The following is a 26,024-nucleotide window of genomic DNA, read 5'->3' on the forward strand; positions in this document are numbered from 1 at the left end:
ACACGCCACACACGCCACACACGCCACACACGCCACACACGCCACACACGCCACATCCGCCACACGCACCGCAGGCGCCGAAAGCGCCTGGCGCGCGGCACCGGCTACATCGGGCGGAGCGGGCGCACAGGCCGCTGCCGGCCGCACCCGCCCTGCGCCAGCCGCCAAGGACGCCCCGCCCGCAGCGAGCCGCACCCGCCCTGAAACCGCCGCGCGGGGCGTCCGGGCGGCTGTCGCCGCCGCCGCCCTGCTGGCCGGCTGCGCCCGCGATGGCGGCCAGCGCCCGCAAGCTACGCTGGCCCACGCCGACCGGTTCGCCGCCACTGCCACCCTGGCCGACGCCCATGTCAGCCCCGCCGCCTGGCCCGCCGCCGACTGGTGGAAGCGCTACGGCGACGCCCAGCTCGACCAGCTGGTAGCGGAAGCCCTGGCCGGCAGCCCCACCTTGCGCATCGCCCAGGCCCGCGTGCGCCTGGCGCAGGCAGCCGAAGGCCTGGCAGATGCCGCCGGCGCGCCGCAACTGGGCGCCGCCGCCCGCAGCACACGCCAGCTGTACAGCGAAAACAGCACCGTGCCCAAGCCGCTGGCCGGCAGCTCGCGTTGGGCCAACGAAGCGACGCTGAACTTCTCCTACGAACTGGATTTCTGGGGCAAGAACCAGGCTACCTTGGCCGCCGCCGTCGGCCGCCGCAACGCCGCCGAAGTCGATGCCCAGGCCAGCCGCCTGATGCTGGAAGTCGCCGTCACGCAAGCCTACCTGCGCCTGTCGCAGGCGCACGCCCAGCTCGAACTGGCGCAATCGGTGCTGAAGCAGCGCGAACACGTGCTGCAGCTGACGCGCCAGCGCGTCGCCGCCCAACTCGACTCCAGCGTCGACCTGAAACAGGCCGAACTCGCCCTGCCAGTCGCACGCGAACAAATCGCCGCCGCCCAGGAATCAATCGCCCTGCTGCATGCCCAGCTGGCCGCCCTGCTCGGCGCCGGCCCCGATCGCGGCGCCAGCATCGCGCGCCCGCAGCTGCAAGCCGTGCGCCCGGCCGGCCTGCCCAGCCGCCTGCCCAGCGAACTGCTGGCGCGCCGGCCCGACGTGGTGGCGCAGCGCTGGCGCGTGGAAGCGCAGCTGCAGGACATCAAAGCCGCCCAGGCCCAGTTCTACCCCAGCTTCAACCTGGCCAGCCTGGTCGGCCTGCAAAGCCTGGGCTTCAGCAAGTTCCTGCAGGGCGGCAGCCAGGTCGCCAACCTGGGCGGCGGTTTGAGCCTGCCGATCTTCGACGGCGGCCGCCTGCGTAGCAACCTGGCCCTGCGCAATGCCGAATACGACATCGCCGTCGAGCAGTACAACCAGACCCTGGTCGATGCCCTGCGCGACGTGGCAAGCCAGATCACTTCCATCCACTGGCTGCAGGAACGCTCCGCCTACCAGGAGCAGGCGCTGGACACCGCGCAGCAAGCCTACCAACTGGCCGTGCAGCGCTACCAGACCGGCCTGGGCAACTACCTGCAGGTGCTGGCAGCCGAAAGCCAGGTCCTGACGCAGCAGCGCGCCCGCATCGATTTCGACGCACGCGCCTTTGACCTCGATATGAACCTTGTCCGCGCCCTGGGCGGCGGCTTTTAACGGATGACCACCATGAACACACAAAAGAAAATCTTCGCCGCCGCCGCCGCCGTCCTGCTGGCCGGGGTGGCCGGCGCCGCCTGGCTGATGGGCAGCGCCGCGCACAGCGAATCGACCGAAGACGCCTACGTGGAAGGCAATATCGTGCAGGTCACGCCGCAGGTTGGCGGCAGCGTCACCCTGATCGCCGCCGACAATACCGATTTCGTGCAAGCCGGCCAGCCCCTGCTCAAGCTGAACGAAGTGGACGCCCAGCTGGCCGTGGCGCGTGCCGAAGCCCAGCTCTCGCGCGCCGTGCGCCAGGTGCGCGTGCAGTTCGCCAACGCCACCCAGCAAAAAGCCAACGTCACGCTGCGCGCCACCGACCTCGCCAAAGTGCAGTCCGACCTGGCGCGCCGCCAGCAGCTGGCCAGCAGCGGCGCCGTCTCCGGCGAAGACCTGCGCCACGCCAAAGATGCCGTGAAAGCGGCGCAAGCCGCCATGAGCGTGGCCGAACAGCAGCTGGCCAGCTCGCAGGCGCTGGTCGACCAGACCAGCATCGCCAGCCATCCCGATGTGCAGGCCGCCGTCGCCGCCCTGCGCGACGCCTACGTGGCCGCCAGCCGCACCACCGTGCGCGCCCCGGTCAGCGGCCATGTCAGCAAGCGCAATGTGCAGATCGGCCAGCGCGTCAACGCAGGCAGCGCCGTCATGTCCATCGTGCCGCCGGAGCAGATGTGGGTCAGCGCCAATTTCAAGGAATCGCAGCTGCGCAATATCCGCGCCGGCCAGGCCGTGGAGCTGGTGGCCGACGTGTACGGACGCAGCGTGCGCTACAAGGGTCGGGTAATCGGGCAGGAGGCGGGCACCGGCAGCGCCTTCGCCCTGCTGCCGGCGCAGAACGCCAGCGGCAACTGGATCAAGGTGGTGCAGCGCGTGCCGGTGCGCATCGCGCTCGACCAGAAGGAACTGGCGGCGCACCCGCTCAAGCTCGGCCTGTCGATGCGGGTGCAGGTCGACACCGCCAGCCCGGCCGCGCCGGCGGCGCAGGATGGCCGCAAGAGCTACCAGACCGACGTCTTCGCGCACGAACTGGAAGACGCCGACAAAGCCGTGGCCCGCATCATCGCCGCCAACGTAGGCCACGCCAATACGCCGCGGGTGCAGTGATGGAGAGCCCGGCGCCTTTCCCGCGCATGAAGCTCCTGCTGGCGACCATCTTCACCCTGACCGTCATCGAGTTCCTGCAATCCGGCATGCTGGCCTTCGGCGCCACGCCGGTCTCCGGCCAGATCAACGCCTCGCCGGAGGAGTACAGCATCGTCACCGCCGCCTATGCCACGGTGGCCATCACCGCGATCGCCAAGATGCGCTGGTTCATCGAACGCCTGGGCTGGCGCCGCTTCATCCTGCTCTCGATCGCCTTTTTCATCACCGGCGCCAGCATCAGCGCGCTGGCCACCAGCTTCCCGCAGTTCCTGCTCGGGCGGGTGGTGATGGGCATGGGCGGCGCCGCCTTCATGACCAGCGCGCGCATGCTGGTCAACCTGATCCCACCGAGCCCCGCGCGCATCAAAGGCATCGTCGCCTTCGCCCTTGGCCTGTCGTGCGGCGTCTCGGCCGCGCCCTGGGTGGTGGCGCAGTTCGTCAGCGCCGACTGGTGGAACGGCATCTTCCTGCTGCTGGGCGCCCTGGCCCTGCTGGCGGCCGTGCTGGCCGCCATCGCCCTGCCCGACGAACCGCTGCCGGAAGACAGCCACACCCACGCCCATTTCGGTCCCCTGCTGGTAATGGCCGGCGGCAGCTTCCTCGCCCTGTTCGCGGTGCAGCGCGCCCTGTACGACTTCTACAGCGCCTTGCCCTACCTGGCCGCGCTGGCGGCAGCCGGCGTGGCCGCGCTAGCCTGGTTCGCCTGGCACCAGCACGCCCACGAGCGCCCGCTGCTGCGCCTGCGCCAGCTGGCGCGCCGCCGCTACATCGCCGCGCTGGCCGTGTTCACCGTCGGCTACATGGTGCTGGGCGCGAACAACACCATGCTGCCTGCCCTGGTGCAGCGCGCCCTTGGCTTCCCCTGGCATATCGCCGGCACCATCCAGGCCATCGGCATGACGGCCAGCATTGCCGCCTTCTTCCTCAAGCTGCGCATCATCCGCACCGCGCCCAGCCCGCAGAAGTTTTACGTGGCCGGCTTTGGCGCACTGGCCCTGTTCGGCTGGCTGCTGTCCAACCTGACCATGGACGCCAACCTGTGGCGCCACGTGCTGCCCGCCATCAGCCTGTATGGCATGTTCATCGTGCTGATCCTGGCCACCACCGCCATCCACGGCTTCACCGAATTCCAGGACGACCCGGTCGCCTTCTTCCACGCGCAGCAGGTGAAGAACATGCTGGCGCAATTCGGCAGCGCGCTCGGCGTGGCCGGCGCCAACCTGCTGCTGCAATGGCGCACGGCAGAACACTATGCGGTGCTGAACCGGCGCTTCGTCAACGGCGATGTGGAGATGGGCCGCCAGCTGGAACAGCTGACCGCCTGGTTCGGCAGCGCGCAGGGCCCGCAGGCCGCCGCCCAGCTCGCCCTCAGCCAGCTGGCGCAAACGCTGAACCAGCAGGCCGCGCTGCTGGCGCAGCTGGAGTACTTCCGCCTGCTGGTCTTCGTCGGCCTTGGCCTGGCCGCGCTGATGGCCTGGCAGCGCACCCTGTCGGTGCCTAAACCGGCTTGATACGGTAGGCGCAGCGGCGCGCGCCGGACAGCAGGTGTTCGGCGCGCTCCACGCTGGCGCCCGGGCCCAGCACGCGCTGGAACACTTCCAGCTCCGAGCGGCAGAAGTTCTGGCATTCGCGCGCCGCGGCGCAGATCGGGCAATGGTTTTCCACCAGCAGCAGCGAGCCGTCTTCGGCCTGCTCCACCTGCGCCATATAGCCCTCCGCATCACGCGCCAGCGCCAGCGCCTCGACCCGCTGCGCCAGGCCAGGCTCATTGCCGATGGCATCGCGATAGGCAGCCTCCGTCGATTTCTCGCGCGCGGCGATCAGCTTGTCCATGCCCTCCTCGCCGAACAGGCTGCGCACCTGGGTGATCAGCTGCAGCGTCAAATCCGCGTGCCGGTCCGGGAAGCGCGCGTGGCCCGCCTCCGTCAGCAGCCAGCGGCGCGAGGGCCGCCCCACTTTTTCCGCCACGTCCTCAAAGCGCACCAGGCCGGCCGCCTCGGCCGCCTCCAGGTGGCGCCGCGCGCCCATGGAAGTCAGCTCCAGCAAGTCGGCCAGCTGCTGCGCCGTGCGCGGCCCGCGCGTCTTTAGCAGGAACAGGATCTGGTCGGCGGTGTTCATGCGCCCGCTCCTTCCGGCAGCGCGCGCGCCGCAGGCTGCGCGGCCAGCTCCTTGCGCCAGCCGCGCAAGCGCCAGCCGGCCCACGCCGCCAGCAGCGCCCCCAGCAACAGGATCAGGCGCGTATCGACCAGCGTCAGCACCGAACCGATCGCCGCCATCGCGATATTCGCAAAACAGAAGGTCATCGACAGCAGCCCCATGACCGAGCCCTGGCCGTGGGCCGCAAAGCGGTCCGCCGCCCACGCCTGCACCGTGGCGTTGTAGAAGGCATTGGGCAGGCCGAACAGGCAGATCGCAATCATGCCGACCCACAGGTTGCCCAGCGCCACCCCGGCCACCGCCGCCGCCAGCCCAAAGGCCAGCCAGCTCGCGCGGTGCAGCGGCTCCATCCGGCTCTGGCGCCCGGCGATGATCGCTGCCAGCGTCATGATCGCGCACATCGCCATATTGATGGTGGCGATGCCGCGCGCATCATAGCCGCCTTGCTCCACCAGCCACAAAGGGTAGTACTCGTAGAAGCCGGTGATGCCGCAGGTGAGCGTCAGCTGCACGATGAACAGCGTGCGCAGCTCCGGGAAGCGCAGCAGGTTCATGGCATGGTGCTTGCGCGCCACCTGCCACCACGAGGCGCCGTCGCTGGGCGCCGCCGCGGCGCGCGGCACGGTCAGCGCCACCAGCCCCGCCGCCAGCACCAGCGCCGCCACCGCCACCCAGAACGGCACCGTGATGCCGAAGCCCAGCGTGAAGCCCGCCAGCACCGGCCCCACCAGCCAGCCCAGGTGCAGCGAACCGTTCACCAGCGACAGCGCGCGCAGGCGCTGCGGCCCTTCCAGTTTTTCCGCCACCAGGGCGCGCGCCACCGCGCCGTTCCCTTCCAGCAGGCCGGTGCCGAAGCGCGCCACGATAAACAAGGGATAGGACTGCATCACCAGCGCCAGCGCGGTCAGCGCATGGCCGGCCGCCGCGCCCAGCGCAGTCGCCAGCAGGATCGGGCGCCGCCCGTAACGGTCCGACAAAGGCCCCAGCAGGGCCGAGCCGATCACCAGGCCGATCGGGTTCACCGTCAGCGCAATGCCGAACAAAAGCTTGGGCGGCAAGCCCAGGAAATTGTTGAAGGCGTTATGGGCCTCCGCCGCAAAGAGCGGCGGCAGGATGGGATAAGGCAAAGACGCGCCCGTGGTGGACAGAAGCCCCAGCAGGCAGGTTGCCGCGATCAGGAGGAATTGGTTCATGCCCTCCACTATAGGCCGGGCACGACAATAAGTAAACGAAAATGTTTATTAATTACCGGAGATGCTGCTGCACCCAGGCGATGATGCTGTTCGCATCCATCGCCCCCGGCTGGCGCGCCATTTCGCGCCCGCCCTTGAACAGCGCCAGGGTCGGGATGCTGCGGATGGCAAAGCGCCCCGCCAGCTGCTGCTCGTCCTCGGTGTTCACCTTCACCACGCGGAAGTAAGGCTCCAGTTTTTTGGCGGCCTGCTCATAGAACGGCGCCATCTGGCGGCACGGCCCGCACCACGGCGCCCAGAAATCCACCAGCACCGGGATGTCGCTGCGCTCGATATGCTTGAGGAAGCGCGCCGTCGACAAGTCGGACGGATGGCCGGTGAACAACTCGCGCTGGCACTTGCCGCAGGTCGGGCTTTCTTCCAGGCGCACCGAAGGCACGCGGTTGACCGCGTCGCAATGGGGGCAGACGATATGCAGGTTTTCCATGGGTGCCAGTATAGCGCAGGCATATAATGCCGAGGGCACGCCACGCCAGCCTGGAGGAAGTCATGGAATACGTGAACACCGACCGCCTGCGCATCGCCTACCGCCAGCACGGCGACCCAGCGGGCGAGCCGATCGTCCTGCTGCACGGCTGGCCCGACGACATGCACACCTGGGACGGCATCGTGCCCGACCTGGCGCACGCCGGCTACCGCCTGCTGGCGCCCAGCCTGCGCGGGTTCGGCGACACGCGCTTCCTCGATCCCGCCACGCCGCGCAGCGGCCAGTTGAGCGCACTCGCGCAGGACCTGCTGGACTTCGCCAGCGCCCTTGGCATCGAACATTTCAACGTCATCGGCCACGACTGGGGCGCGCGCGCCGCCTACGACGCCGCCCTGCTGGCGCCCGAGCGCGTGCTGCGCTGCATGGCCCTTTCCGTCGGCTGGGGCACCAACGACCCGCAGCAGACGCTCAGCCTGCACCAGGCCCGCAATTACTGGTACCAGTGGTATATGGCCACCGAACGCGGCGCCGAAGCCCTGCGCAAGGAAAGGCGCGAAATGGCCCTGCTGCTCTGGCGCACCTGGTCGCCCTCGTGGCACTTCACCGAGGGCGAGTTCCACGACGCCATGCACGCCTGGGACAACCCCGACTGGATCGAGGTGACCGTGCACTCCTACCGCCACCGCTGGGGCCTGGCCTTCCCCGACCCGCACTACGCGCAGCAGGAAGACCGCTTGCGGCGCGAAACCGTCATCAGCGTGCCCACCCTCACCCTGCACGGCAGCGAAGACGGCGCCAACAGCCCGCAAACCTCGGAACAGCGCGAACACCTGTTCAGCGGCCCCTACCAGCGCACCGTGCTGGCCGGCGCAGGCCACTTCCCGCAACGCGAGCAGCCCGCCGCTGTGGCCGCCGCCTTGCTGGCGTGGCTGCAATCATGCGATGCCCGCTAGCGGATTGTGTTAACTTCGGGACAAGGAGGCCACAACACGGAGGCAAACCGTGGAAGATATACATGCCCTGGCGTCCATGTTGGATTTGTACCAGTTCAGCCTGACGATCATCCTGGTGCTGCATGCGCTGAGCCTGGCGCCACAATGGCAGCGCCACTATTTCAACCCGCGCTTCCTGCGCGTGGCCATGCTGGGCATGATGCTCGGCATCGGGCAAGGCGCGGTGATTGTCGCCGCGGTGGAAGTGAGCGCCATCGCGCGCGGCGGCGGCATTGCCCTGCTCGGGGCCGCCATCGTGATGCACGGCTGGGTCGCCGTGCAGAACCTGTTCGCCAGTTACGCCTTCGTGCACCTGCACCGCCCCAGCGCCTTGCTGGCGCGCCGCATGGCGTGGGCCCAGCGCCCGCTTGGCTACCTGAGCGCGACCCTGACCGTGCTCGCCGGCTTCACGCTGGCGTGATCAGTTGCGCCCGGCCGAAGCGCGCTCCGGCCACACGATCTGGTTATCCACCGAATACAGCCGGCACGGCTCCCTGCTCGCCGCCTGGCAGGCCGCCAGCGCCTTCTCGTTGGTGTTCTCGCCCTCCTCCGCCCAGCCCCAGGAACCGGTGCTGGAAATGGCGAAGGCGCGCGGCGTCGCCTTCTTCAGGAACTCGCGGTACTGCTCGCGCCCGCGCTGCGGCAGGTAAGGCACCGCCTCCACGTCCTCCAGTGCGGCGTACTGGGTAGCGCGCTGCACCGGCGGATCGGCCACAGCATACACCTCGCGCGTCGGCATCCCCACGCTGGCCAGGAAACGCTCCACCTCCGGCAGCCACACCGCCGAGCCATCGCGGTTGCCCAGCAAGCCATGCGCATCCTTCTTGAAAGCGCCGAACGCCACCAGCTGCGCGCGCCCGCCCGCCGCCGTGAAGGCCGCATGCATGCGCGCCGCCAGCTCCGGCCCGAAGTAGCTATCGTTCGCGCCATACATCCACATGCTGGGCAGCTTGTTGCGCCGGCCATACTCGGTGAACGCCTTCACCAGCGCACCGCGCCAGTCGCACAGGTCGCCGTGCACCTTCAACCCGCCCGCAAAATTCATGATGCCGCGCACGCCCGGCAGCTCCTGCGTCGCCGCCGCCACGCTGGCCAGGCCGCCGAACGACTGCCCCGCCAAGACGATGCGCTCGCCGTCCACCCAGGCCTGGGTACGCGCAAAGCGCACCACATCGGCAATATCGCCCGCCTGCTCATAGCCGTTGGCCGTCATATTGCAGCCGTATTCGACGAACTTGCCGGTGGAATTGGAAAAACCGGTGCGCATCGGCACCATCACCGCATAGCCGCGCCGCACAAAGGCCGTGGCCAGGTAAATGAAACGGTCGCGCGCCTGCAGCTTGGGATTGCCGGGAGCCTTGCCGTGGTTGACGATCAACAGCGGGAACGGCCCCGGCCCCGGCGGCCGGAACACCGTGGTTTCCAGCTGCTGGTCCTGGGCCCGGCCCGCCGGCACCATGATGACTTGCTCGTTCAGCCGCGCATCGAGCGCAAGCTCCCCCGCCTGCGCGAGCGGCAGGCTGGCAAAAGCCAGCAACACGGCGGCAAGTCGGGCGCGGAAGGCGTTGATGGTGCTCTCCAGAACGAAAACATGCGATAGACAAACACGATTCTTATGCGCACAGTTCTGGAAAGCAATCCCAAAAGATTAATCCTAGCAATTAGTTCAGGCTAAGCAGCATGGAATGCACGGATTCCAATACCTCGTTGGCAAGTTCGGGGTCGGATTTGTAGACATTGCGCGACACCCCGACGGCGCCGATCAACGCCGCCATGATGCCCAGCGCCCGCCCCCGTTGCTCGGGTGGCAACTGCTGGGCGATGTAATCGGCCATCTGCCGCAAGCCCGCCGTATAGCCCGCCCCCACGGCAGCATCCTGCCGCGCCACCTCGCTCGCCGCCGCTGCCAACGGGCAACCGTCCGCCAGGTTGTCGCGCTGCTGCGGCGCCAGATAGAAGGCGATCAGCTCCGGCAGCGTGACGGGACGCTCGGTCACCTTGCCATACGCGGCCCGCGTGCTGAACTGCATGGCCTCCGCCGCCAGCGCATCCTTGGACGGGAAATGCGCATACAAGGCGCCATGCGTCAGCCCCGCCGCCTTGCTGATTTCCGCCACGCCGACCCCGTCCATTCCCTTCTCGCGGAACAGGCGCGCTGCCGTCTCCACCAGCGTCTGCCGGTTCTCCGCCGCTTTCTCTTTGGTGATCTTCATGCAGGCCTCCCACACAATCATTGCGACCATCATCATAGCATATGTTGCAGCGTGTGCTTATTTTTTGGGCAGGGACAGACATTGCCGCACGGAATCAGGTAAACTGGCGCCACTTGCCCTAAGGAAATTCACCACCATGGCTATCTCCGCACTCCAGGCAGGCCTGTCCGGCCTCCAGTCCAACCAGCAAGCGCTGGGCGTGGAAGCACACAACGTCGCCAATATGTCGACGCAGAATTTCCAGCCGCAGCAAGCGCAGTTCCAGCAAACCCCGGGCGGCACCAGCGTCACCATTTCCAGCGCCGCACGCGACCTGTCGGCCGCCGCCAAAGCCGGCGACGCCCCATCCGGCACCGACCCCGCCAGCTCCATCACCAACTCCCTGGTCTACAAGGCCGGCTTCGACCTGTCCGCCAAAGTCGTGCAAGCCGCCGACGAACGGATCGGCACACTGCTGGACATCAAAGCTTAACGCGCGCGGCTTCCCGCGCTATGCTGTCGTATAGGCAGCGTGGTGGAGGCTCGCATGGATGACTTCGAACTGCCCCTGGACGACCGCAAGCAAGCAGCCGAGCTGCTGGCAAGCCGGCTGGCGCCCCTGCGCGGCCAGCACCCGCTGATCCTCGCCATCCCGCGCGGCGCCGTCCCCATTGGCCGCATCATCGCCGACCGCCTGCAAGGCGAACTCGATGTGGTACTGGTCCGCAAAATCCCCTCCGCCATCGACCCCGAACTGGCGGTCGGCGCCGTCGATGAGCTGGGCAACCGCCAGCTCGCGCCCTACTTCGACCGCACCCGCACCAGCATGGAATGGGTCGAGATGCAGACCCAGGAGCAGCTGGCCCTGATGCGCCGCCGCCGCGCCAGCTATGGCAACACGCGCCCACCGGCCGACCCGGCCGGCCGCATCGTCGTCATCGTCGACGACGGCCTTGCCACCGGCTCCACCATGGCCGCCGCCCTGCGCTCGGTCCGCGCCCGCCAGCCCGCCCGCCTGATCGCCGCCGTGCCGGTCGCCGCACCCGACTCGCTGGAAATGATCGCCCCGCTGGCCGACGAAATTGTGGCCCTGGCAGCACCGATGAACTTCACCTCCGTCAGCCGCCACTACCGCGCCTTCCCGCAGGTGGAAGAAGACGAAGTACTGCGCCTGCTCAGCCCCGGTTAGCCGCCGGCCGGGCGCCCCCATCCGTGCGACTTGCAAGCGCCGCGTATGCCAGACTTGCGCCGAGGAGATAAGCAGGCATGACAGCAAAGGACCCGCGCCAGCACGACCGCCGCGAAGGCGACCGCAGCCACAGCCGCCGCAAGGACGACGCCCCGCGCTACCTGGACCCGGGCGAAACGATTTTCAGCCTGTGGGGCCGCATACTGCTGGCACGCTACCGGCGCCTGGCCGCCGCCGCCACCCGCCACATCATCCAGCGCCCGCTGCACATCGGCGTCTCAGCCCGCATCTACCACCCCGAACCCGGCGCCACCGGCCTGCGCAGCAAGAACCTGCAATACCTGGAAGAGTCCATCGCCCAATGGGTCATGTCGCGCGACGTGCTAGTCTTCATGATCCCCACCGTGAACACCAGCGGCCTGCTGCACCCCTCTAACATCCGCCTGCGCGACTACGCCAAACACCTGGACGGCCTGGTACTGCAAGGCGGCGCCGACGTCTCACCGCACAGCTACGCCGAAACGCCCACCCGCCCCGAATGGAGCGGCGACCGCGCACGCGACATGTACGAACTGGAACTGCTGCATGAATTTGTGGAGGCCGGCAAACCCGTGCTCGGCATCTGCCGCGGCTGCCAGCTGTTGAACGTCGCCTTCGGCGGCACGCTGTACCAGGACATCGCCACCGACGTACCGCAAGCCCACCCCCACGTCTCCGACGACTACGACCAGCACCGCCACGAAATCAGCTTCCCGCCAGGCTCCTCATTGCACTCCATGGTGCAAGGCCCGCCGCGCGCCCTGGTCAACTCCATCCACCACCAGGCGGTAAAGACGCTGGGAAAAGACATGCAGGTGGAAGCCCTGTCCTACCCGGACAATGTGATCGAAGCGATCCGCTACCAGCGCGCCCCATTCGTCATGGGCCTGCAATGGCACCCCGAATTCCACCGCGCCGGCGGCGTCGAACTGCTCGACTGCACAGGCATCCTCGACAGCTTCCTCCGCGCCGCGCGCGAGACCCGCTTCTAGCTGCGAGCTTACAGCGCGCGCCACTCCAATCCCCCCGGCAAAGACGCCGGCCCAAACAGAAAATGCAGCACCCGCCGCCGGCTCACGCCGCACGATTTCGAAGACCGGTGCAACAGCAACGGACGCATTAGCAGCGCATCGCCCGCAGCAGCCAGGCAAGCGCGCTCCCCGCCGCGCATCTCCGCCGCCGCCGCAGCCGGGATTACGCCAAGCCGATGCGACCCCGGCACCACATACAAAGGCCCATCATCCGCCCCACAGGAATCCAGATGCACCCGCACCGCCACCAGCTGCTCCAGCACAGCCAAGGGCGGTTGCACATACCAGCCATCCTGCTTGCGCGACCACCCGCTCGCGCCAGCGACCTCGCAACGCCCGCGCACAGGAATGCTCAAATCCTGGTGCACCGGCACCAGCCAATTAACAGAATCGGATTTCTCAAAGAAAGTGCACTGCACAGCCACATGCCCAGCAGGCATGATCGCGCCCAGCGCGTCGGAACGCAGCAGCCGCCCCGCCAGATCCGCACACCAGCCCTGCTCCAGCATGGCCCGCGTCCCCGGACCGCCAACACCCGGCTGATGCCCAAGCAGCCCGGAACACTCGCCCGCATTAAGTAGACCGGGCAGCGCAACCACCCCATCCCGCGCGAACTGGCCGGCAAGCGTCACAGCTCAAGGCTTATCGTAAAAGACCAGCGAACTACCCAACGTCAATGCTTCCTCAATATGGGCATGCAGATCCTTGAACGGCTGCTTCTCAAGCATGTCGGCCTGCAGCACGCTGAACGTATCCATCGCCACGTTCTCGAAACCGAATTTGGCGCACTCGATAATCGCCGAATCCCACAGCGCATCCGCCCCCTCCTGCAGCAGGAACATCATGCACTTATGCAGCGCATGCTCCTGCGGATAGGCATATTCATAAACCGGCTTACCCTCGAAAACGCCTTCGAAGGTATAAATCCCCAGGACACTGTTATCGCTCATGAGCTGTATTCTTTTACTGGTTGAATCCCGCCGGCAAAGCGGGGGGCGAGCCTGATTATACGCCGGACTTGGAACGCCCCAATGCCCGGAACAGACGCCAGAAAATAGCCGTTATCAGCACCAGCGCCCCCACCAGCAACCCCAGCCCACGCCACGAAAACAGCATCGGCGCACTGGCCAAAGGAGGCTGGTAAATCAACAGCTGGTCCTGCTGATGCATGCGCAACGGCACACCAGGCGCCAGGTAAGTCTCCCCCAGCACCGGCTCCGCCGTGCCGACCGCCAGGTGACGCATCGCCTTATGCACCTTGGCCGCCCAAGCCACATCAAACTCCGGCACGCCATGCGCACCGAAGTAACGATAGCCCTTCCCCGTCGCCTGCAACAGCTTCCCGATTTCATCGGCATACACGCCAACGTCGCTACCAGGCAGGAACGCCACCAGTCCGCCCAGATGCTGGTACAGGAAATCGCCAGCAAACACATAGCGACGCTCGTGATCAACAAAACTCGCCGATTCATGCGCGTGCCCAGGCGTAGCGCGCACCTCGATAGCACGGCCGCCCAGCTCGATCCTCGAACCCGGAGCCACCCAACGCAGGATGCGCAGGTCACGCCCACCGGTCAACGTCTCCGACGCATCGATAGCGACCTTTCCGCCTTCGGCCCGCGCCTTCAGCTCCGGCGTGGCCAACACCAGCGCACCGTCAAACGCATCCAGGTCGCCAGTGTGATCGAAATGGAAGTGCGACAGCATCAGCATGACTGGCTTGGTCGTCAGACTCTCGGCCACCGCACGCATGCTGCGCGCACTCGCCGGACGCTCACCCGAACCCGCATCGATCAACAGCGCGCGCTCCTGGCCAGCGAGCAAGTAGGACGAGTTGTACTGAGAAGATTTGGGCTCGCCGATGATGAACGTGCCGTCATCCAAGGCCTCCACCGCATACCAGTCGTCGATAAAACGCGCGTTAGGGCTCCACAACTCGCCGGTGCGCACCTTCCCGAACACCCGGTCGCTGGCATAAGGCGCCTTCGCCAGCCACGACGCGGTCAATAAAAAGGCAAGCAGCAGGACGATAGTGGCGATGAACGCGAGCAGAATGGGTCGGTACTTTGGGGGGATGACGGACATTAAACAGCAGGGCCAAATTGAAATCAAAGCAATTGTAACCGCTTGCCGCAGCCCCTGCTGGAGCCGGGCCATTGCCCACCATGGCGGTATTCCAATCGACTCCACGCGGGCCTAACTAGCAAAAGACAATATGCCAGGATTTGCATACTGGAGGGATATTACCGAATTTCACACATCATTAGGATGTGAACTTGCCCCACGGAGTTATTCCGACGGGCGCCTCCATTGCCCAATCAGTGTTTAGGCGTCATAATATTTTTTACTAAAACGTCAATATGACGTCCATTTATCGTTGGGCCACATGAGCGACTTCGCCGTACAAAAAGAGATTTGCCATCGTTTTGGCGCTACGTTCCTGCCCTACCATCAAATGGAGAAGGTCGGAATCGCGCTTGCGACCTTGTCCGAGCTTCCGTTGAATGCCCTTCGGGTTAAGCCCGTGGATGGAGTTTCGGGGTGGTACATCTGGGGTGGCGAGTATTCCACAGCTAACGATTTCTTTGAGCCGCTCCACATCTCACATCTCCAAGATCACTGTGGGTTGATTGTGCCTTACCTCGGGCTCGCGCCCGGTTGGCGCGTGCAACTGGCTCCAGGCCATGAAGATGTTTGGTTTGATGAAAGCACTGCGAATGAGTAACTATTTGCCCAACCATTCCGTCAACCGGACCTTCGCATCGCTGCGCGCTGCTGCGGCCGGTTACGTCCAACGTTGGGCCACCGGATGACTGAAGCTGAATTTATTGAAGCGATCGATTGCCGCTTTCCTTATGCGGCGCCGCTGCAATGGAAGCGACTGAATGCGCGCGCCGCGCGCATTTCTCCGAACGCTTCGTTCATGGTGGTGCACGAACTTTGCCGTCCTCCTCGCGGCGATCGTACTTCGGTACTGGCGCGTCGAAAGATCCTTGAGCATCTTAATTGGCGCTTTCGTCATCCGCTTATGTCCTCACTTCGTTCGTTGATCGAGGTTGCGATGCGCGGCGAATTGGTCAGTGTTTCTACTGCGGCCGCTGCAATGCGCCGAGTGGCTCGCTATCCGTTTCAGTTTAACGCGCTAGCTATCTGTTACTTCGCCTGTGACGACAAGAATGGCCGGCTGGACCAATTATACGAATCAATCGTAGATCGCTGGTCTCTGCCCAACAATAAATTCCAGCGGACGCCTGACGGCGCCGCTGAATAAAGTACGTTATGCCACTGATCATGGACGCTGAAACTTTTAAGAAGCTGATTCACCCACCTTTGAAGGAGCGCGGGTTTAAGAGGTCCGGGGCTACTTGGCGTTTGCAGCAACCTGGAAGTGTCGCCGTTCTGAACGTTCAAAGGTCCTCTTGGGGTGGTGGTGATTTTTATGTGAACCTTGGTGTGTATTTTTCGGAGATCGGCACCGATCCCTCACCGACTGAGAACAAGTGTCATGTACAGTTTCGCCTTGATGTCGAAGATCCACTCGTGGTGGCTGAGAAGGCAGCTAGTTGGTTCGCTGAGAGGTCGCGGCTTCAGGATGCCGCACGACTAGCGGAGTCAGACTCGAAAAAGGGCTTGGTGTTTAAGGAGGTTCGTAGTGCACTCCAAGCATAACCATCAGCTCCAGCGGACGCCTAACGGCGCCGCTGAGCAAGCACGTTGGGCGTAAGTGCATGGATCTCGCTGATCACATTTTTTTGAAGAGGCTGCCTTCGGCCGAACCTGAATGGATCGCCGAATTATTGGCACGCTTGGTTTGGCTGACCGACGACAATGGACATGAAATCTCAGATTCGTTACGGCGTTGGCTCGCCGAAGACGACCTCGCGAAAGTTGAAATTGCATTGGCATTTCGGGAAGTCTGGCTATGGAATACGCGTGATGAGATGGATACCATCCTTCGCTCAGTCGAAGCACGCTTCCCGACCTTGCTTGGGCAATGTGCCGCATTGCGTGCCGCCTGGAAGAACCAATTTCCTGAACTGTGAGGTTAATGCCCAACCATGTGCTCAACCACGCTCACTCCGTTCGCTGGACACGCCAATCGCTGCGCGCTTGGCGTGCCGGTTAGCTTGAATCGTTGGGCGCAAAAGAATGGATAAGTCGAAAGTTGAAGCGGCGCTAGCCGAATTTGTGGGGGCCTTTGAAGTCGTCTTTCGCTACGACTGGGATTACACTCGCGTCATGATTCGTGACGAAACTGACGGGGCTACGTTTATCGAACCGGGACTGGATGACGAGTCCGAGGATTGGGGCGCACGAGGCGCCTTGCTCGAAAAGTACAGAGCATTGGTCGTCGCAATGAAGGAGGCTGGAATTGAACCGGTCTTTCCATTCCCGCTCACGAACCTTCCAGGTTACAAGGGGCGGGTGTAGTGATCGTTTAGCCCAACCTTGCGGTCAACTGGACGGCCTCCACGCTGCGCGTTCCGTCAGCCAGTTACCTTTGACGTTAGCGCCTAGAACACATGAAACTAGACCTCCGGCACTTCCTCGTTGCTACAGCAATCCTCATGCAAAGTCTTGTGGCAAATGGGGCGGAGCGGTTCGCTGTGGTTGATTACCTTGGGAACCGCATTCCGCTTTCTCGTCCGTATGCCGACTTTGACGAGTACAAAGACGATCCGAAAAACCTTCCTGCGCAATCAATCCGCCGTGTCGAATCGATCATGCGTTCGACTCCATTCGGTCGGGACTTTCCGAATACGGAAGCACTATCTCGTGAGCTTGAGCGAATCCAGTTCCCTGGCTACGGCACTTTCTACGCAAACCAACTCGGCGCGAAGTTAGATCCTTCCTTGGAATTGGTTTATGTCGAAATCCCCGGCGGTAAACTAAATCGGTATTTCGCAGTCGAACTTACAAGTGGTGGGGTACTACATGTCATTGCTGATTTTGTTGCACCCGCCTCACCGGAAATCACTCGTGTTCATCGGAGGAACGGTGTGCTTTCCTTCGAGTCCTCGCAGGGCAAAGTAATTCCAGTCAAAGTCGAAAAGGCGCGCTAACAACATGCTCAACCTCGCTCCCTTCGGTCGCTGGGCACGTCAAAGCTGCGCTTTGCCGTGCCGGTTAGCGTGAACGTTAGCCCAATGTCCGCTCCGTTCAAAGAATACGAACTCGTTCGCGTGCGCCAGTTGATTCAGTCCGCTGACAATCTCGATGGGTGGCGCTTGAATCAGCGAGCGCCAACACCAGGTGACGTTGGAATGTTGCTCGATATCTTGACTGCACCTGGCCGCGCGAATAAATATGTCGTCGAATGTTCCGGTAAAAACGGCATCTTAGTTTGGTTAGCTGATTTTTTCGAAGAGGAGATTGAGCGTGTGTAATTGGGCTAACATTGCGGTCAACTGGGTTGCCTCCACGCTGCGCGTTCCGGCAGCCAGTTACCATGAACATTGGGCTAACTAATGTCGCAATGAAAAGTCACCTGAATGCATATTTGTTTTTGTTATGCCTAGTTACGGGAGCGCATGCTCAGGTGGCAGGATCGACTTGGCAATTAACCGTTGAGGATTTAAATCACATTGTGAAGGCTAAAGCGACAATTCGTTTTACGAACCAGGCCGCGACTGAGTCTTGCATGAGTGGGAATTGGAAGCGTGTGATTGTCGAGGCGAAGGATGGTGACGACAAATTCTTCCCGCTGTCTGAGCCGCTAGCGTACCAACTTGATAAAGGGCGGCTTACGCTTGGTCGCGTCAGTGTTTGCGACGGGTATCTATTCCTAGATGGCAAGTTCACGGAAGAGAAGATTAAGGGCGGATTTAACTCAGTGAGCATAGGGTACAGTAAAGCGCTTGGTAAGTTCTCACTGCATCGGACTGGAAAAAAATTGACGATATTGCCCAACAATTCCTTCAACCGGACCTCCGCATCGCTGCGCGCTGCTCCGACCGGTTACGTCCAACGTTAGGCTGTTATGAATTCCTTCCAAGGCCAACTCGAAGAAGAGCTGTATCAACGTGCGGGTGAAGTGCTTCACTACATTTGGGATCCTATTGGAGTGGCTGGCGCGCCTTTGGCCCGCGATGAATACGATCCGTACTTGTCTACGGTCTGTGCCATGCTCAAGTCAGGGTCTTCTTCGGAGGACATGGCAAACTATCTTCAACAGATCTCGCTTGACAGTATGGGGTTACACGCAGACTTTTCGCATGCTTTGCGGGCAGCATCGGCACTCCTGGAATGGAAGAAGGTTCTGGATGAAAGATATACCTAACCTAGCGGTCAACCAGACCGCCTCCACGCTGCGCGTTCCGGCAGCCGGTTACCTTGAACGTTAGGACGAGCTTGGACTTTATCTTCGACATATGGGACACCCCGGCTATTGTTGGCTCGATAGTAGGATTCATACTCGCGGGGATTGTTTATGCGTGCTTGCCCGTGCATTTTCCTCGTGGTGAGATCGCCGGCGCAGTGTTTGCACTTTCATTTATTGTGGGCTTGATTTATGAGTTTAAGGCTTCATCGAAAGGGGAATAGTGTGACGTTTCGCCTAACCTCCAATTCCAGCGGATCGCCTTCGGCTCGCGCTGAATCCGCACGTTGGGCCACTCCATGAAGATCAAGCCGGGAAAGTTTCCTTGGAAGTTGGCGTACCTCGGATTCTTTGCGTGCTTTCTCGCACTGGGGGCATTTTGGTACAAATTCCCTCGTCCGAACAATGCGCTAGGATCGGAGCTATGGCTCCTCCTCGGTGTCCTTTGCGGGTGGATGTCATTCCTTACCTATAGGTCTGGCGTTGCGACTTCGCGCTTTGGGAACATCTATCACCGTAGCACCAGCCCAGTCGCATTCTGGTTCGAAGTGATCTTCTGGGGTAGTTTGAGCTTACTTTCAGTTCTTCTAGTCGTAATAACATGATCAAAACGCCCAACAATTCCGTCAACCGGACCTTAGCATCGCTGCGCGCTGCTGCGGCCGGTTGCGTCCAACGTTCGGCTTCATGAATCCGATTCTTTCATTACGCATAGATGACAGCCCAATTGCACCTGCGCAGTTCGCGGTCCCAGGCATGAGTTTAAGCTCCGCACGTAATGGGATGAGGCGCCACTCTTTCGTGCTCGCAGTCGATACGGTTGGAATGATCGAAATCTTAACCCCGGCATACGAAGCTTGGGTCGAAGAATCCAAGCGAGATGACGCGATCTGCGGTGGGCCACAGGATGCTCTTGCAATAGCTGGATATCCGCCATTTCCCTGCCTCGTCGGGAATCCTGATCTTTTACAGCTGGTCCTGGGCTATCTGCAAACGGACTTCCTTGAAAGATTGACCTGGGACGGTGCCACCGAAATAGAATATTGGCTTGATGAAGTAACGGGATGTGATTCCGACAAACAGCGGGTCGTTCTTACCGGCGTCTGCTACAGTAAAAAGTGAATTAATGCGGCCGAACAATTCCGTCAACCGGACCACCGCATCACTGCGCGCTGCAGTGGCCGGTTACGTCCAACGTTGGGCCACATCAAGGGACTTCCTCTTATGAGCAACGACCTGCCAAATCTCGGGGTGCCTCTAGATTCATCAGCTAAGCAAACGCAGTTGGCGAGGCTCCGTCAGATCATTAGTCCATTACTTTCGTCTAAAATCTCTGAAGTTGCGCCTTTTTCAGGCCTCACACAAACATAAGGAAGAGACATGGAAGAAGACCCTGGCGGTATCGATAAAGACCGGGGCCATCCCCGTGCGATTCAAATCATCCCTGACGAGTTCTTCTGGGACTGCACCGATGAGCTCGCTCCATTTGGCTCAGATGAGGGAGACATGGCTCTTTCCGAGTATCGCGATTGGCGAAAGGAAAATCCAGTTGAACTACTTGTGGAATGCATCATCTGGACAATCGAGTCAGTCGGAGAGATTGATGCATCTGAATACTCGGACGCAATCTTCCATGAGTCAACCGTTCGTGAGCAGATCGAAGATCCTGATTTCGATGACCAGCAATTGATCTACACAACGGACGTGTCGGTTATAGCTACAGCTTTTGGTCAGCTTGCAGATGAGGGAAAGATTGATCCATCCGCCAAGCCCTATGCTGCACGCGCGCTCAAGCGCCAACAGGTTTGGGCCAGACTTCAACCTGATTGGGCGCACGCTGATGAGTACATCGGCAATCTTTCGCGGCTTCAAACAGCGCTAGCAGAGGCCTAACAATTCACTCAAACCGGAGCCGCTTCGCAACTCGGCTCGAGTCAGGCGTTGGGCTTTCCGATGAAACGGGCTGGAGCAATAGATCAACTGAACACTTTGCCGAGTGAGACCCTCATTTACGCGCGCCAACCGTGGAGTCGCGCCATCGGCGTGGTTTTGGCCTCATTCCCCCTGCCCCTCGGATTCCGGGGGAAGCGAAGGAAAGCGGCCGCCCCACTCCGCCCAGCAGAACATTCCAGCGGATGCCTGACGGCGCCGCTGAAACAACACGTTTGACCTTCTAACATTTATGCTCTCATCGCTAATCTTCACTGTGACTTTCTTGCCAGGGATTGCGCCCCCCAAGGGTTGCAGAAATATAGAACAAGTTCCGCCGAGTGCGGAGATTGTTCGGACCCACGGTGTCGACTTCGCAGTATTTCCTAGCCGCGCACTTCCACGCCCATTCACAGGTTGCCAGTACATTTGGATGGGAGATGCCGACGACTTGAGCACTATGGAGAAGTTTAGCGTTTCGTTTTTCAAAGACCATAAAGTTCAATGGCTTGTTGGGAAGCAGCCTGATGATCCGCCTTTCAAATGTATATACGAAGGCGGGGAACTTGTTCACTCAAAATCTGAGAACGCTAAAATGTGTCCCAAAGCCGCAGTTCTCCAAGGAGAAAAGTAAATGCCCAACCATAGGCTTAACCACGCTCACTTCGTTCGCTGGACACGTCAAAGCTGCACTTTATCGTGCTGGTTCGCGTGAACCTTGGGGCCGCAAGCACATGAATCTACCTGTTACCAGTGACGACGCAGGAATCTTCGCGTTTGCGATGTCGTTCGATGCGTATAAGTCTTATGGCTCTCTTGAAGCCGCGGCTGATGTCGCGCGGCGTGCGCCGCGCTCATGACTAGAAGAAGCTCGCGCCGAATTACTATTCAAGGCCCGGGCCGCGCGTCACGCAGGCTCAGACCTTCATGTAAAAACCTATGTTGAACTTATGCCGCTACTGGTCAAGTTCCCCGGCGGAGCGAATCCTTGAACGGTCGCTTCTTTTCCGGGCAAGTCGCTATTTGCCCAACCTTACATTCCACCGGACCTACGCAATGAACCGCGCAGTCCGGTGAATTCGCACGTTAGCCTCCTCTTTATGCGATTCAACATTCTCAATGGCACCGCCTTAGTGGGCTGGAGCGAGCTTGAGCGGGGCGACCCTCCAATGGGTTGTGCCTCCGGTCGCTTCTACCCTGAGCCTGCGTATTCTGAAATAAAGGCTTACGTGGTGAGTACATTGGACACAGTTCAAGACAAGTTGCGGCTTACGGTTCATACCAGCGACGGTGAGCAATTGGATCCTATTGGTGGCGTCCGAATTTCGGATCTTTCCTCAGAACTTGGTGAGGCCGAAGGCTTGGAGGTTGAAGTTGTGGGTGTTAGTTACCCTACCTATGAGCGCCTTTTCCCTAATCATGTGCAGGCATATGACGAACAATTCAAAGCGGGCTAAACACATGCTCAACCTCGCTCACTTAGTTCGCTGGACACGCCAGTCGCCCCGCGCTTGGCAGCGCCGCTTAGCTTGAAACGTTAGGCTAACGATGACTTTGTACTGGCGACTCTTTAACTTCATTGTCCGACGGATCATGTCCGTAGCTTTTGCCGTCGGCGGCCTTATCATGGCCGTTGCAAGCTTCCCGTACATTCTTCCAGGCGGCACAATTGATATTGATGGAGTTCCTTCCGACGATCTGGTTTTTCGTTGGACCGCATTCATGCTACCGTTGATTATCGCTGCATTCGGTGTCGCGCTTTACCGAGCCAAGCCATTTAACCCACCTTGGCGCAGTGTTTAGATCGACAACGCGTAACCCCTTAATCAACCGGACAGCTTACGCGCTGCGCGCTCCAGGCGCTGGTTCTCAGAAACGAAAGAAAATGAACGACGACACAATCTTTGGCAAGCGAATCCTTGTCGGGCTTACCTACCTCGATCGCGCCGGCGCGGTTACGAAACAGATCCAACTTCACGGAATCATTTCCCGGCTGGCGGAGCACTCTCTTTATTTTGAGCGATCCGATGGCGGCGGTGAGTTCTCGATCCCATTTGACGGCGAGCTGGATGTCGCCGACCCGGATTCGATTTATACGCTTCGATCCACGGGAGAGTCGGTTTCTGGGGTCCATTTCATCGCGTCCTGGACCATACATCAGAATCCAGATGAAGGCTAACCATCCAATCCATCGACGCCTGGCGGCGCCGTTAATCGTCAACGTTTGCCTATGATTTCCGATACTTTATGTGATCTGGGGTTCGGCCCAGGCTTGGCCGATCATCTGCTTGATTACGACGAATCCTCGCTGCTCGGTTTCCGATGTCAGCCTCCATTGCGCTGGATATCATCCCCTATAAGCGCCAGGCCCATAATTCCATTGTGGGAGTGTGGAGCAACTCTGACCTATTACGATAACGAATCCAAGTTCTTCGAGAAGTGTTCTCTCGAGGACATTGACGACGTATGGTGTCGTTACAGCTCGGCGCAGGCTGTTCTCGCTGACCTCTTCATAGAACTTTACGAGGATGAACTGGAGGATGAAGACCTTACGTTAGTTGCGAATGCACTTGGCTTCAAGCACGTTGAACGTCTTCTCGCGGAAGTCGGGGCCACAAACCCTGCGTTATACGAGCAGTGGGCAACCGCCTTCCCATCGACATGTGCGGACTAACCCGTACTCCAGCGGACGCCTGTCGGCACCACTGAACCATCACGTTAAGAGACCATGATTTCCTCATTGAGAAAGCTGTTGTCCGGCGAGAGTTCGTCGAGAGGCGCTAGAGTTCCTGATGAATCGGAGTTCCCGCCTGGCACCCGGTTCGTCATCAAAGAGTTTGACGTCCCCCTCGTGCAGATCCCGCGAGAGGATAGATATGAATGGATAAACTGGTTCGGTGGCAAGCCACGGCCCTACGATGTGAAGGGGCTTAAAGTAGGCAACAATTGGGAAGCTGAGTCCTTTCTTGAATGGGCATCGATTGTCGCAGCATCCATACAGCACTAGGGTTTACCCCGTCAGCGCACAGATGCGGCGGCCATCTGCATGCTTCAGCCGCGACTTGTCGTACACCTTAGGCAGTCCTGTCTCCTGGAACCAAGAATGCAACTTCTAAACAATCCCATCGCCGTCCTGTTCCTGTCGTTCATCGTCGGAGTCTTCGCCGATCTCGTGTTGCGCAGGATGCCATTTTATGGATGGTTGAGCGCACGCTACCTGTTTGCCGACTCAAAGACGTATGAGCGTCTTGGGGTCGAGCGGTATCGGAAAATTCTCCTGGCCACGCCGCTGCGCATGTTTAACACCAACATCAAACTGCCGAAGAATCGCGACCTTCAACTGCTGAAGGACATTCGACAACACATCGCCACTGCCGAGGTTTCGCATTGGGTGGGATTTGCCGTGATGATGGTGTTGACGATCTACGCTTGGAACTCCTACGGACCGAAGATAGGTCTCAGTTTCGTCTTCTTTAATACCGTGGGCAACCTCTATCCGTGCCTGCTACAGCAATACAACAAGAGGCGCTTGTATCAGCTGATCGCGGTCATGGAACGGCGTGAATTGTGCACTTGAAAGTATCGCAACTGGCTTGATTTGCAGTTGAAGCAGGCCATGCGGTGTCCCTCCCCAGTTCCAAGCGCTAATACTTCGTTCACCCCGGCCGCGCTGATGCGCGCCGGGCAATTCAAGCACAGTAGGCACTGCTCCATGAGCCCCCCTAAGATTCTTTGCCAAGACATTTCGTACCGATCTGGCTTCGTTGAGGTAATTCCTGGAATTCACGACGACCACGTTAATTTAGAAGTCTGGAACGTTGCGCCCCAACGCGCTTCAACGATCGTGGATGAAAATTCTCTGACCGATGACGATGTTATTGCTACAACCGAGCTCGAATTAAGCATCCCGCAAACAAAGGAATTGATTCGTCGGCTGCAGTTGGCGGTATCCCAGCTCGAAAGTGGCACTGGCCATACCCTAAGCCCCAGCTGCTAGGGATTACTGAGCGATAAGCTCCTGCACAGAAGCGTCCAGATCTTTCAAAGCAGACCACCTTTACGTGGCGTTCCCCTCGCAGGCCGGCCGCCCCCCCCCCAAGCGCGTGGGGCCTTGCATCACGCTTCGGGCTAAGGAGAGCTTTCGCCGGCCCAATTTAATGCTAAAATACTAACATTGCTGACTTTGTTGCTTGGTGGCGCAGTTCTTCTCGCCTATTGCGGACCGGTTCACACCAAACAATTCGATCGAGGCGCAAGCTGCCAATTCCAACTGGATGCCCCAAGCATCAGTCTTCGGGCCACTTGAAACGGTAATAGAAAATTGAAAGTTCTGGATCACGAACCGCAGTGGTGGTTTCTCTTGGAGGATGAAGGATTTCTCTACCTCGACGTGAACTGCAATCACAGCTTCATTGGTTACGATTTCCTGCTCCGGCTCGACGCTAGCGAGGCCGCCAGATTTCAGATTGAAGGGCGCGGGTATATTTCCTGGTTAGCCTCGGATATTCAGAATTCCGCACCTATTCTCACGAACAGCAGTTCCGCCTACAAAGGTCGCGATCTTACAAGCGAGTATTCGACACGCGTCACAGCTGCTGTACAACAATGGCGGCAGAACTTCGGCGGCCCCGATCCCCGTTCAACACCTCCATGATGACACTCATACGCCAATTCTCGCCTGCTGACACTCAAGCAGTCGTCGACGTGATCCTGCCAATCCAGCAGTCCGAGTTTTCCATTCCCATTACGCTCGAGGCGCAGCCGGATCTGCAGGATATTCCAGGCTTCTACCAACGCGGCAATGGCGGTTTCTGGGTCGCTGAATGTGAAGGCGTTGTCGTCGGGACCATCGCCTTACTGGACATCGGCAACGGCCAGGGTGCCCTGCGCAAGATGTTCGTCGCGAAGTCCCACCGGGGCCCGGAGCTTGGCGTTGCCCGGCAATTGATAGCAACCCTGATCGAGTGGTGCCGGTCCCGAGGCATTGACGAGATTTATCTTGGCACAACTAACGCATTCCTTGCCGCGCATCGCTTCTACGTGAAGAACGGCTTTACAGAGGTTTCTAAGGGCGAGCTCCCGGATACGTTCCCAGTCATGGCCGTCGATACCAAGTTCTATGCACGCACCCTTCGCCAGCCCGTCGCCTGAGATGCCGTATGACTTCCCCCAATGCTGCGCTTCGCTGTAGCCAACCACCCTTTTACACTTACGACCATTGTCTTCCTATGCGCACCTTATTCATCGCCACCGCAATTGCTTTAACCGGATGCGCCACCGCTCCGACTACAAACGTTGAAAGCCAGTTCGCTTCATCCGCGAACATCTTCACTCGTGTTGCCGGTACTTGGGCATACCTGAATGAAGGTGGCAAGGTCGATTGCAAATCGAACGAAACCATCTCCTTTTCCAGGGATCTTTCGGTTGCCACTTTCAAATCGACTGAACCATACATCATGGGCGATGGCAGCAAGAGCGACACGGTCACTTACAAGGTCTTGCATGCCCAGGGAAACGTAATAACGATGTTCATCAATGGCGAGACAAGAACCACCGAAGGAGGTGACCCTGTTGTTTGGTCCCTCGTTCTTCTCGATGCGCAAACTTTTGTCTGGCGGCGCACGGATTGGCCGGCTGGCGATTCCACGAATCCACGCATACGCTGCGATGGCTGACCCCATCCGTGGAGC

At 60.8% G+C, this 26,024-nt stretch carries 34 protein-coding genes; 26 read left to right on the top strand and 8 right to left on the bottom strand.

The genetic code is table 11. The features are described from left to right. The 3 genes from ACE3TQ_RS13765 to ACE3TQ_RS13775 form a co-directional block, all read left to right on the top strand. Positions 1-1,618 (top strand): efflux transporter outer membrane subunit (locus tag ACE3TQ_RS13765; protein WP_374582820.1); only part of this gene is annotated, 1,618 nt, incomplete at its 5' end. 12 nt (positions 1,619-1,630) lie between these two features. After that, a complete protein-coding gene (locus tag ACE3TQ_RS13770; RefSeq protein WP_374582821.1) occupies positions 1,631-2,767 on the top strand; it encodes an HlyD family efflux transporter periplasmic adaptor subunit in 1,137 nt (378 codons plus the stop codon). A gap of 26 nt (positions 2,768-2,793) precedes the next feature. Then, the gene (locus ACE3TQ_RS13775; protein ID WP_374582822.1) at positions 2,794-4,317 is read left to right on the top strand and encodes an MFS transporter; all 1,524 of its coding nucleotides are present in this window, start codon (positions 2,794-2,796) and stop codon (positions 4,315-4,317) included. Here the strand turns inward: ACE3TQ_RS13775 and ACE3TQ_RS13780 are convergent. Genes ACE3TQ_RS13780 through trxC form a run of 3 tightly spaced genes read right to left on the bottom strand, consistent with a single transcriptional unit; the run spans position 4,304 to position 6,643 of the window. Beyond that, positions 4,304-4,924, bottom strand: coding sequence for a helix-turn-helix transcriptional regulator (locus tag ACE3TQ_RS13780; RefSeq protein ID WP_374582823.1), 621 nt, complete (start codon positions 4,922-4,924; stop codon positions 4,304-4,306). The two genes, ACE3TQ_RS13775 and ACE3TQ_RS13780, sit on opposite strands and share 14 nt — an antisense overlap. Next, positions 4,921-6,156: an MFS transporter gene (locus ACE3TQ_RS13785; RefSeq protein WP_374582824.1), complete on the bottom strand. Its 1,236-nt coding sequence runs from the start codon at positions 6,154-6,156 to the stop codon at positions 4,921-4,923. The genes ACE3TQ_RS13780 and ACE3TQ_RS13785 overlap by 4 nt, the downstream gene beginning before the upstream one ends. Before the next feature lie 52 nt (positions 6,157-6,208). Further along, positions 6,209-6,643, bottom strand: a complete 435-nt coding sequence (trxC, locus tag ACE3TQ_RS13790) for a thioredoxin TrxC (RefSeq protein ID WP_374582825.1) — start codon at positions 6,641-6,643, stop codon at positions 6,209-6,211. 26 nt (positions 6,644-6,669) lie between these two features. On the opposite strand from trxC, the gene ACE3TQ_RS13795 reads away from it, so the two are divergent. Beyond that, positions 6,670-7,596 carry an alpha/beta fold hydrolase gene (locus tag ACE3TQ_RS13795; protein WP_374582826.1) on the top strand — a complete coding sequence of 309 codons (927 nt, stop codon included), beginning with the start codon at positions 6,670-6,672 and terminating at the stop codon, positions 7,594-7,596. 49 nt (positions 7,597-7,645) lie between these two features. Further along, positions 7,646-8,056, top strand: a complete 411-nt coding sequence (locus ACE3TQ_RS13800; RefSeq protein ID WP_374582827.1) for a hypothetical protein — start codon at positions 7,646-7,648, stop codon at positions 8,054-8,056. Here ACE3TQ_RS13800 and ACE3TQ_RS13805 read toward each other — a convergent pair whose 3' ends face one another. After that, on the bottom strand, positions 8,057-9,175 hold the full coding sequence (locus ACE3TQ_RS13805; RefSeq protein WP_374582828.1) for a dienelactone hydrolase family protein: 1,119 nt from the start codon (positions 9,173-9,175) through the stop codon (positions 8,057-8,059). A gap of 121 nt (positions 9,176-9,296) precedes the next feature. Further along, positions 9,297-9,848 carry a TetR/AcrR family transcriptional regulator gene (locus ACE3TQ_RS13810; RefSeq protein ID WP_374582829.1) on the bottom strand — a complete coding sequence of 184 codons (552 nt, stop codon included), beginning with the start codon at positions 9,846-9,848 and terminating at the stop codon, positions 9,297-9,299. A 136-nt stretch (positions 9,849-9,984) separates the two neighbouring features. Here ACE3TQ_RS13810 and ACE3TQ_RS13815 point away from each other — a divergent pair, with 136 nt between their 5' ends. From ACE3TQ_RS13815 to ACE3TQ_RS13825, 3 genes are all read left to right on the top strand, one after another. Continuing rightward, on the top strand, positions 9,985-10,320 hold the full coding sequence (locus tag ACE3TQ_RS13815; protein ID WP_374582830.1) for a flagellar basal body protein: 336 nt from the start codon (positions 9,985-9,987) through the stop codon (positions 10,318-10,320). 54 nt (positions 10,321-10,374) lie between these two features. Further along, a complete protein-coding gene (locus ACE3TQ_RS13820; protein WP_374582831.1) occupies positions 10,375-11,016 on the top strand; it encodes a phosphoribosyltransferase in 642 nt (213 codons plus the stop codon). Positions 11,017-11,093: 77 nt separating this feature from the next. Beyond that, positions 11,094-12,047 carry a gamma-glutamyl-gamma-aminobutyrate hydrolase family protein gene (locus tag ACE3TQ_RS13825; RefSeq protein ID WP_374582832.1) on the top strand — a complete coding sequence of 318 codons (954 nt, stop codon included), beginning with the start codon at positions 11,094-11,096 and terminating at the stop codon, positions 12,045-12,047. Positions 12,048-12,055: 8 nt separating this feature from the next. Here ACE3TQ_RS13825 and ACE3TQ_RS13830 read toward each other — a convergent pair whose 3' ends face one another. The 3 genes from ACE3TQ_RS13830 to ACE3TQ_RS13840 all read right to left on the bottom strand — a co-directional run bounded on the left by ACE3TQ_RS13830 (position 12,056) and on the right by ACE3TQ_RS13840 (position 14,171). Beyond that, on the bottom strand, positions 12,056-12,595 hold the full coding sequence (locus ACE3TQ_RS13830; protein ID WP_374582833.1) for a phytanoyl-CoA dioxygenase family protein: 540 nt from the start codon (positions 12,593-12,595) through the stop codon (positions 12,056-12,058). Positions 12,596-12,721: 126 nt separating this feature from the next. After that, positions 12,722-13,036: a hypothetical protein gene (locus tag ACE3TQ_RS13835; RefSeq protein ID WP_374582834.1), complete on the bottom strand. Its 315-nt coding sequence runs from the start codon at positions 13,034-13,036 to the stop codon at positions 12,722-12,724. A gap of 55 nt (positions 13,037-13,091) precedes the next feature. Continuing rightward, the gene (locus tag ACE3TQ_RS13840) at positions 13,092-14,171 is read right to left on the bottom strand and encodes an MBL fold metallo-hydrolase (RefSeq protein WP_374582835.1); all 1,080 of its coding nucleotides are present in this window, start codon (positions 14,169-14,171) and stop codon (positions 13,092-13,094) included. Positions 14,172-14,472: 301 nt separating this feature from the next. On the opposite strand from ACE3TQ_RS13840, the gene ACE3TQ_RS13845 reads away from it, so the two are divergent. The 18 genes from ACE3TQ_RS13845 (at position 14,473) to ACE3TQ_RS13930 (ending at position 26,009) form a co-directional block, all read left to right on the top strand. Further along, positions 14,473-14,811 carry a hypothetical protein gene (locus tag ACE3TQ_RS13845; protein ID WP_374582836.1) on the top strand — a complete coding sequence of 113 codons (339 nt, stop codon included), beginning with the start codon at positions 14,473-14,475 and terminating at the stop codon, positions 14,809-14,811. Between the two features lie 84 nt (positions 14,812-14,895). Next, positions 14,896-15,357 (top strand): hypothetical protein, encoded by a 462-nt coding sequence (locus ACE3TQ_RS13850; RefSeq protein ID WP_374582837.1) that lies wholly within the window; start codon positions 14,896-14,898, stop codon positions 15,355-15,357. A gap of 20 nt (positions 15,358-15,377) precedes the next feature. Further along, positions 15,378-15,755: a DUF4304 domain-containing protein gene (locus tag ACE3TQ_RS13855; RefSeq protein ID WP_374582907.1), complete on the top strand. Its 378-nt coding sequence runs from the start codon at positions 15,378-15,380 to the stop codon at positions 15,753-15,755. A gap of 59 nt (positions 15,756-15,814) precedes the next feature. Next, entirely contained in the window at positions 15,815-16,129 is a 315-nt protein-coding gene (locus ACE3TQ_RS13860) for a hypothetical protein (protein ID WP_374582838.1), read from the top strand. Positions 16,130-16,235: 106 nt separating this feature from the next. Further along, on the top strand, positions 16,236-16,517 hold the full coding sequence (locus tag ACE3TQ_RS13865) for a hypothetical protein (protein ID WP_374582839.1): 282 nt from the start codon (positions 16,236-16,238) through the stop codon (positions 16,515-16,517). Positions 16,518-16,609: 92 nt separating this feature from the next. Beyond that, a complete protein-coding gene (locus ACE3TQ_RS13870) occupies positions 16,610-17,149 on the top strand; it encodes a hypothetical protein (protein ID WP_374582841.1) in 540 nt (179 codons plus the stop codon). A gap of 84 nt (positions 17,150-17,233) precedes the next feature. Beyond that, a complete protein-coding gene (locus ACE3TQ_RS13875; protein ID WP_374582843.1) occupies positions 17,234-17,473 on the top strand; it encodes a hypothetical protein in 240 nt (79 codons plus the stop codon). Between the two features lie 89 nt (positions 17,474-17,562). Beyond that, the gene (locus ACE3TQ_RS13880; RefSeq protein ID WP_374582844.1) at positions 17,563-18,060 is read left to right on the top strand and encodes a hypothetical protein; all 498 of its coding nucleotides are present in this window, start codon (positions 17,563-17,565) and stop codon (positions 18,058-18,060) included. A 6-nt stretch (positions 18,061-18,066) separates the two neighbouring features. Continuing rightward, entirely contained in the window at positions 18,067-18,366 is a 300-nt protein-coding gene (locus tag ACE3TQ_RS13885; protein WP_374582845.1) for a hypothetical protein, read from the top strand. Between the two features lie 864 nt (positions 18,367-19,230). Continuing rightward, positions 19,231-19,527, top strand: coding sequence for a hypothetical protein (locus ACE3TQ_RS13890; protein WP_374582846.1), 297 nt, complete (start codon positions 19,231-19,233; stop codon positions 19,525-19,527). Between the two features lie 258 nt (positions 19,528-19,785). Then, positions 19,786-20,298: a hypothetical protein gene (locus tag ACE3TQ_RS13895; RefSeq protein ID WP_374582847.1), complete on the top strand. Its 513-nt coding sequence runs from the start codon at positions 19,786-19,788 to the stop codon at positions 20,296-20,298. A 1,136-nt stretch (positions 20,299-21,434) separates the two neighbouring features. Continuing rightward, positions 21,435-21,791 (top strand): hypothetical protein, encoded by a 357-nt coding sequence (locus ACE3TQ_RS13900; RefSeq protein ID WP_374582848.1) that lies wholly within the window; start codon positions 21,435-21,437, stop codon positions 21,789-21,791. A gap of 91 nt (positions 21,792-21,882) precedes the next feature. Continuing rightward, positions 21,883-22,137, top strand: a complete 255-nt coding sequence (locus ACE3TQ_RS13905; RefSeq protein WP_374582849.1) for a hypothetical protein — start codon at positions 21,883-21,885, stop codon at positions 22,135-22,137. Positions 22,138-22,219: 82 nt separating this feature from the next. Further along, the gene (locus tag ACE3TQ_RS13910) at positions 22,220-22,513 is read left to right on the top strand and encodes a hypothetical protein (RefSeq protein ID WP_374582850.1); all 294 of its coding nucleotides are present in this window, start codon (positions 22,220-22,222) and stop codon (positions 22,511-22,513) included. 924 nt (positions 22,514-23,437) lie between these two features. Then, positions 23,438-23,911 (top strand): hypothetical protein, encoded by a 474-nt coding sequence (locus ACE3TQ_RS13915; protein ID WP_374582851.1) that lies wholly within the window; start codon positions 23,438-23,440, stop codon positions 23,909-23,911. A gap of 744 nt (positions 23,912-24,655) precedes the next feature. Continuing rightward, entirely contained in the window at positions 24,656-24,988 is a 333-nt protein-coding gene (locus ACE3TQ_RS13920) for a hypothetical protein (RefSeq protein ID WP_374582852.1), read from the top strand. Next, positions 24,985-25,485, top strand: a complete 501-nt coding sequence (locus ACE3TQ_RS13925; RefSeq protein ID WP_374582853.1) for a GNAT family N-acetyltransferase — start codon at positions 24,985-24,987, stop codon at positions 25,483-25,485. Before ACE3TQ_RS13920 ends, ACE3TQ_RS13925 begins: the two co-directional genes overlap by 4 nt. An 8-nt stretch (positions 25,486-25,493) precedes the next feature. Continuing rightward, on the top strand, positions 25,494-26,009 hold the full coding sequence (locus ACE3TQ_RS13930; RefSeq protein ID WP_374582855.1) for a hypothetical protein: 516 nt from the start codon (positions 25,494-25,496) through the stop codon (positions 26,007-26,009). The last annotated feature ends 15 nt before the right edge of the window (positions 26,010-26,024 follow it).

Origin of the sequence: Pseudoduganella sp., assembly GCF_041914865.1 — a bacterium.
Lineage (GTDB): Bacteria > Pseudomonadota > Gammaproteobacteria > Burkholderiales > Burkholderiaceae_D > Rugamonas.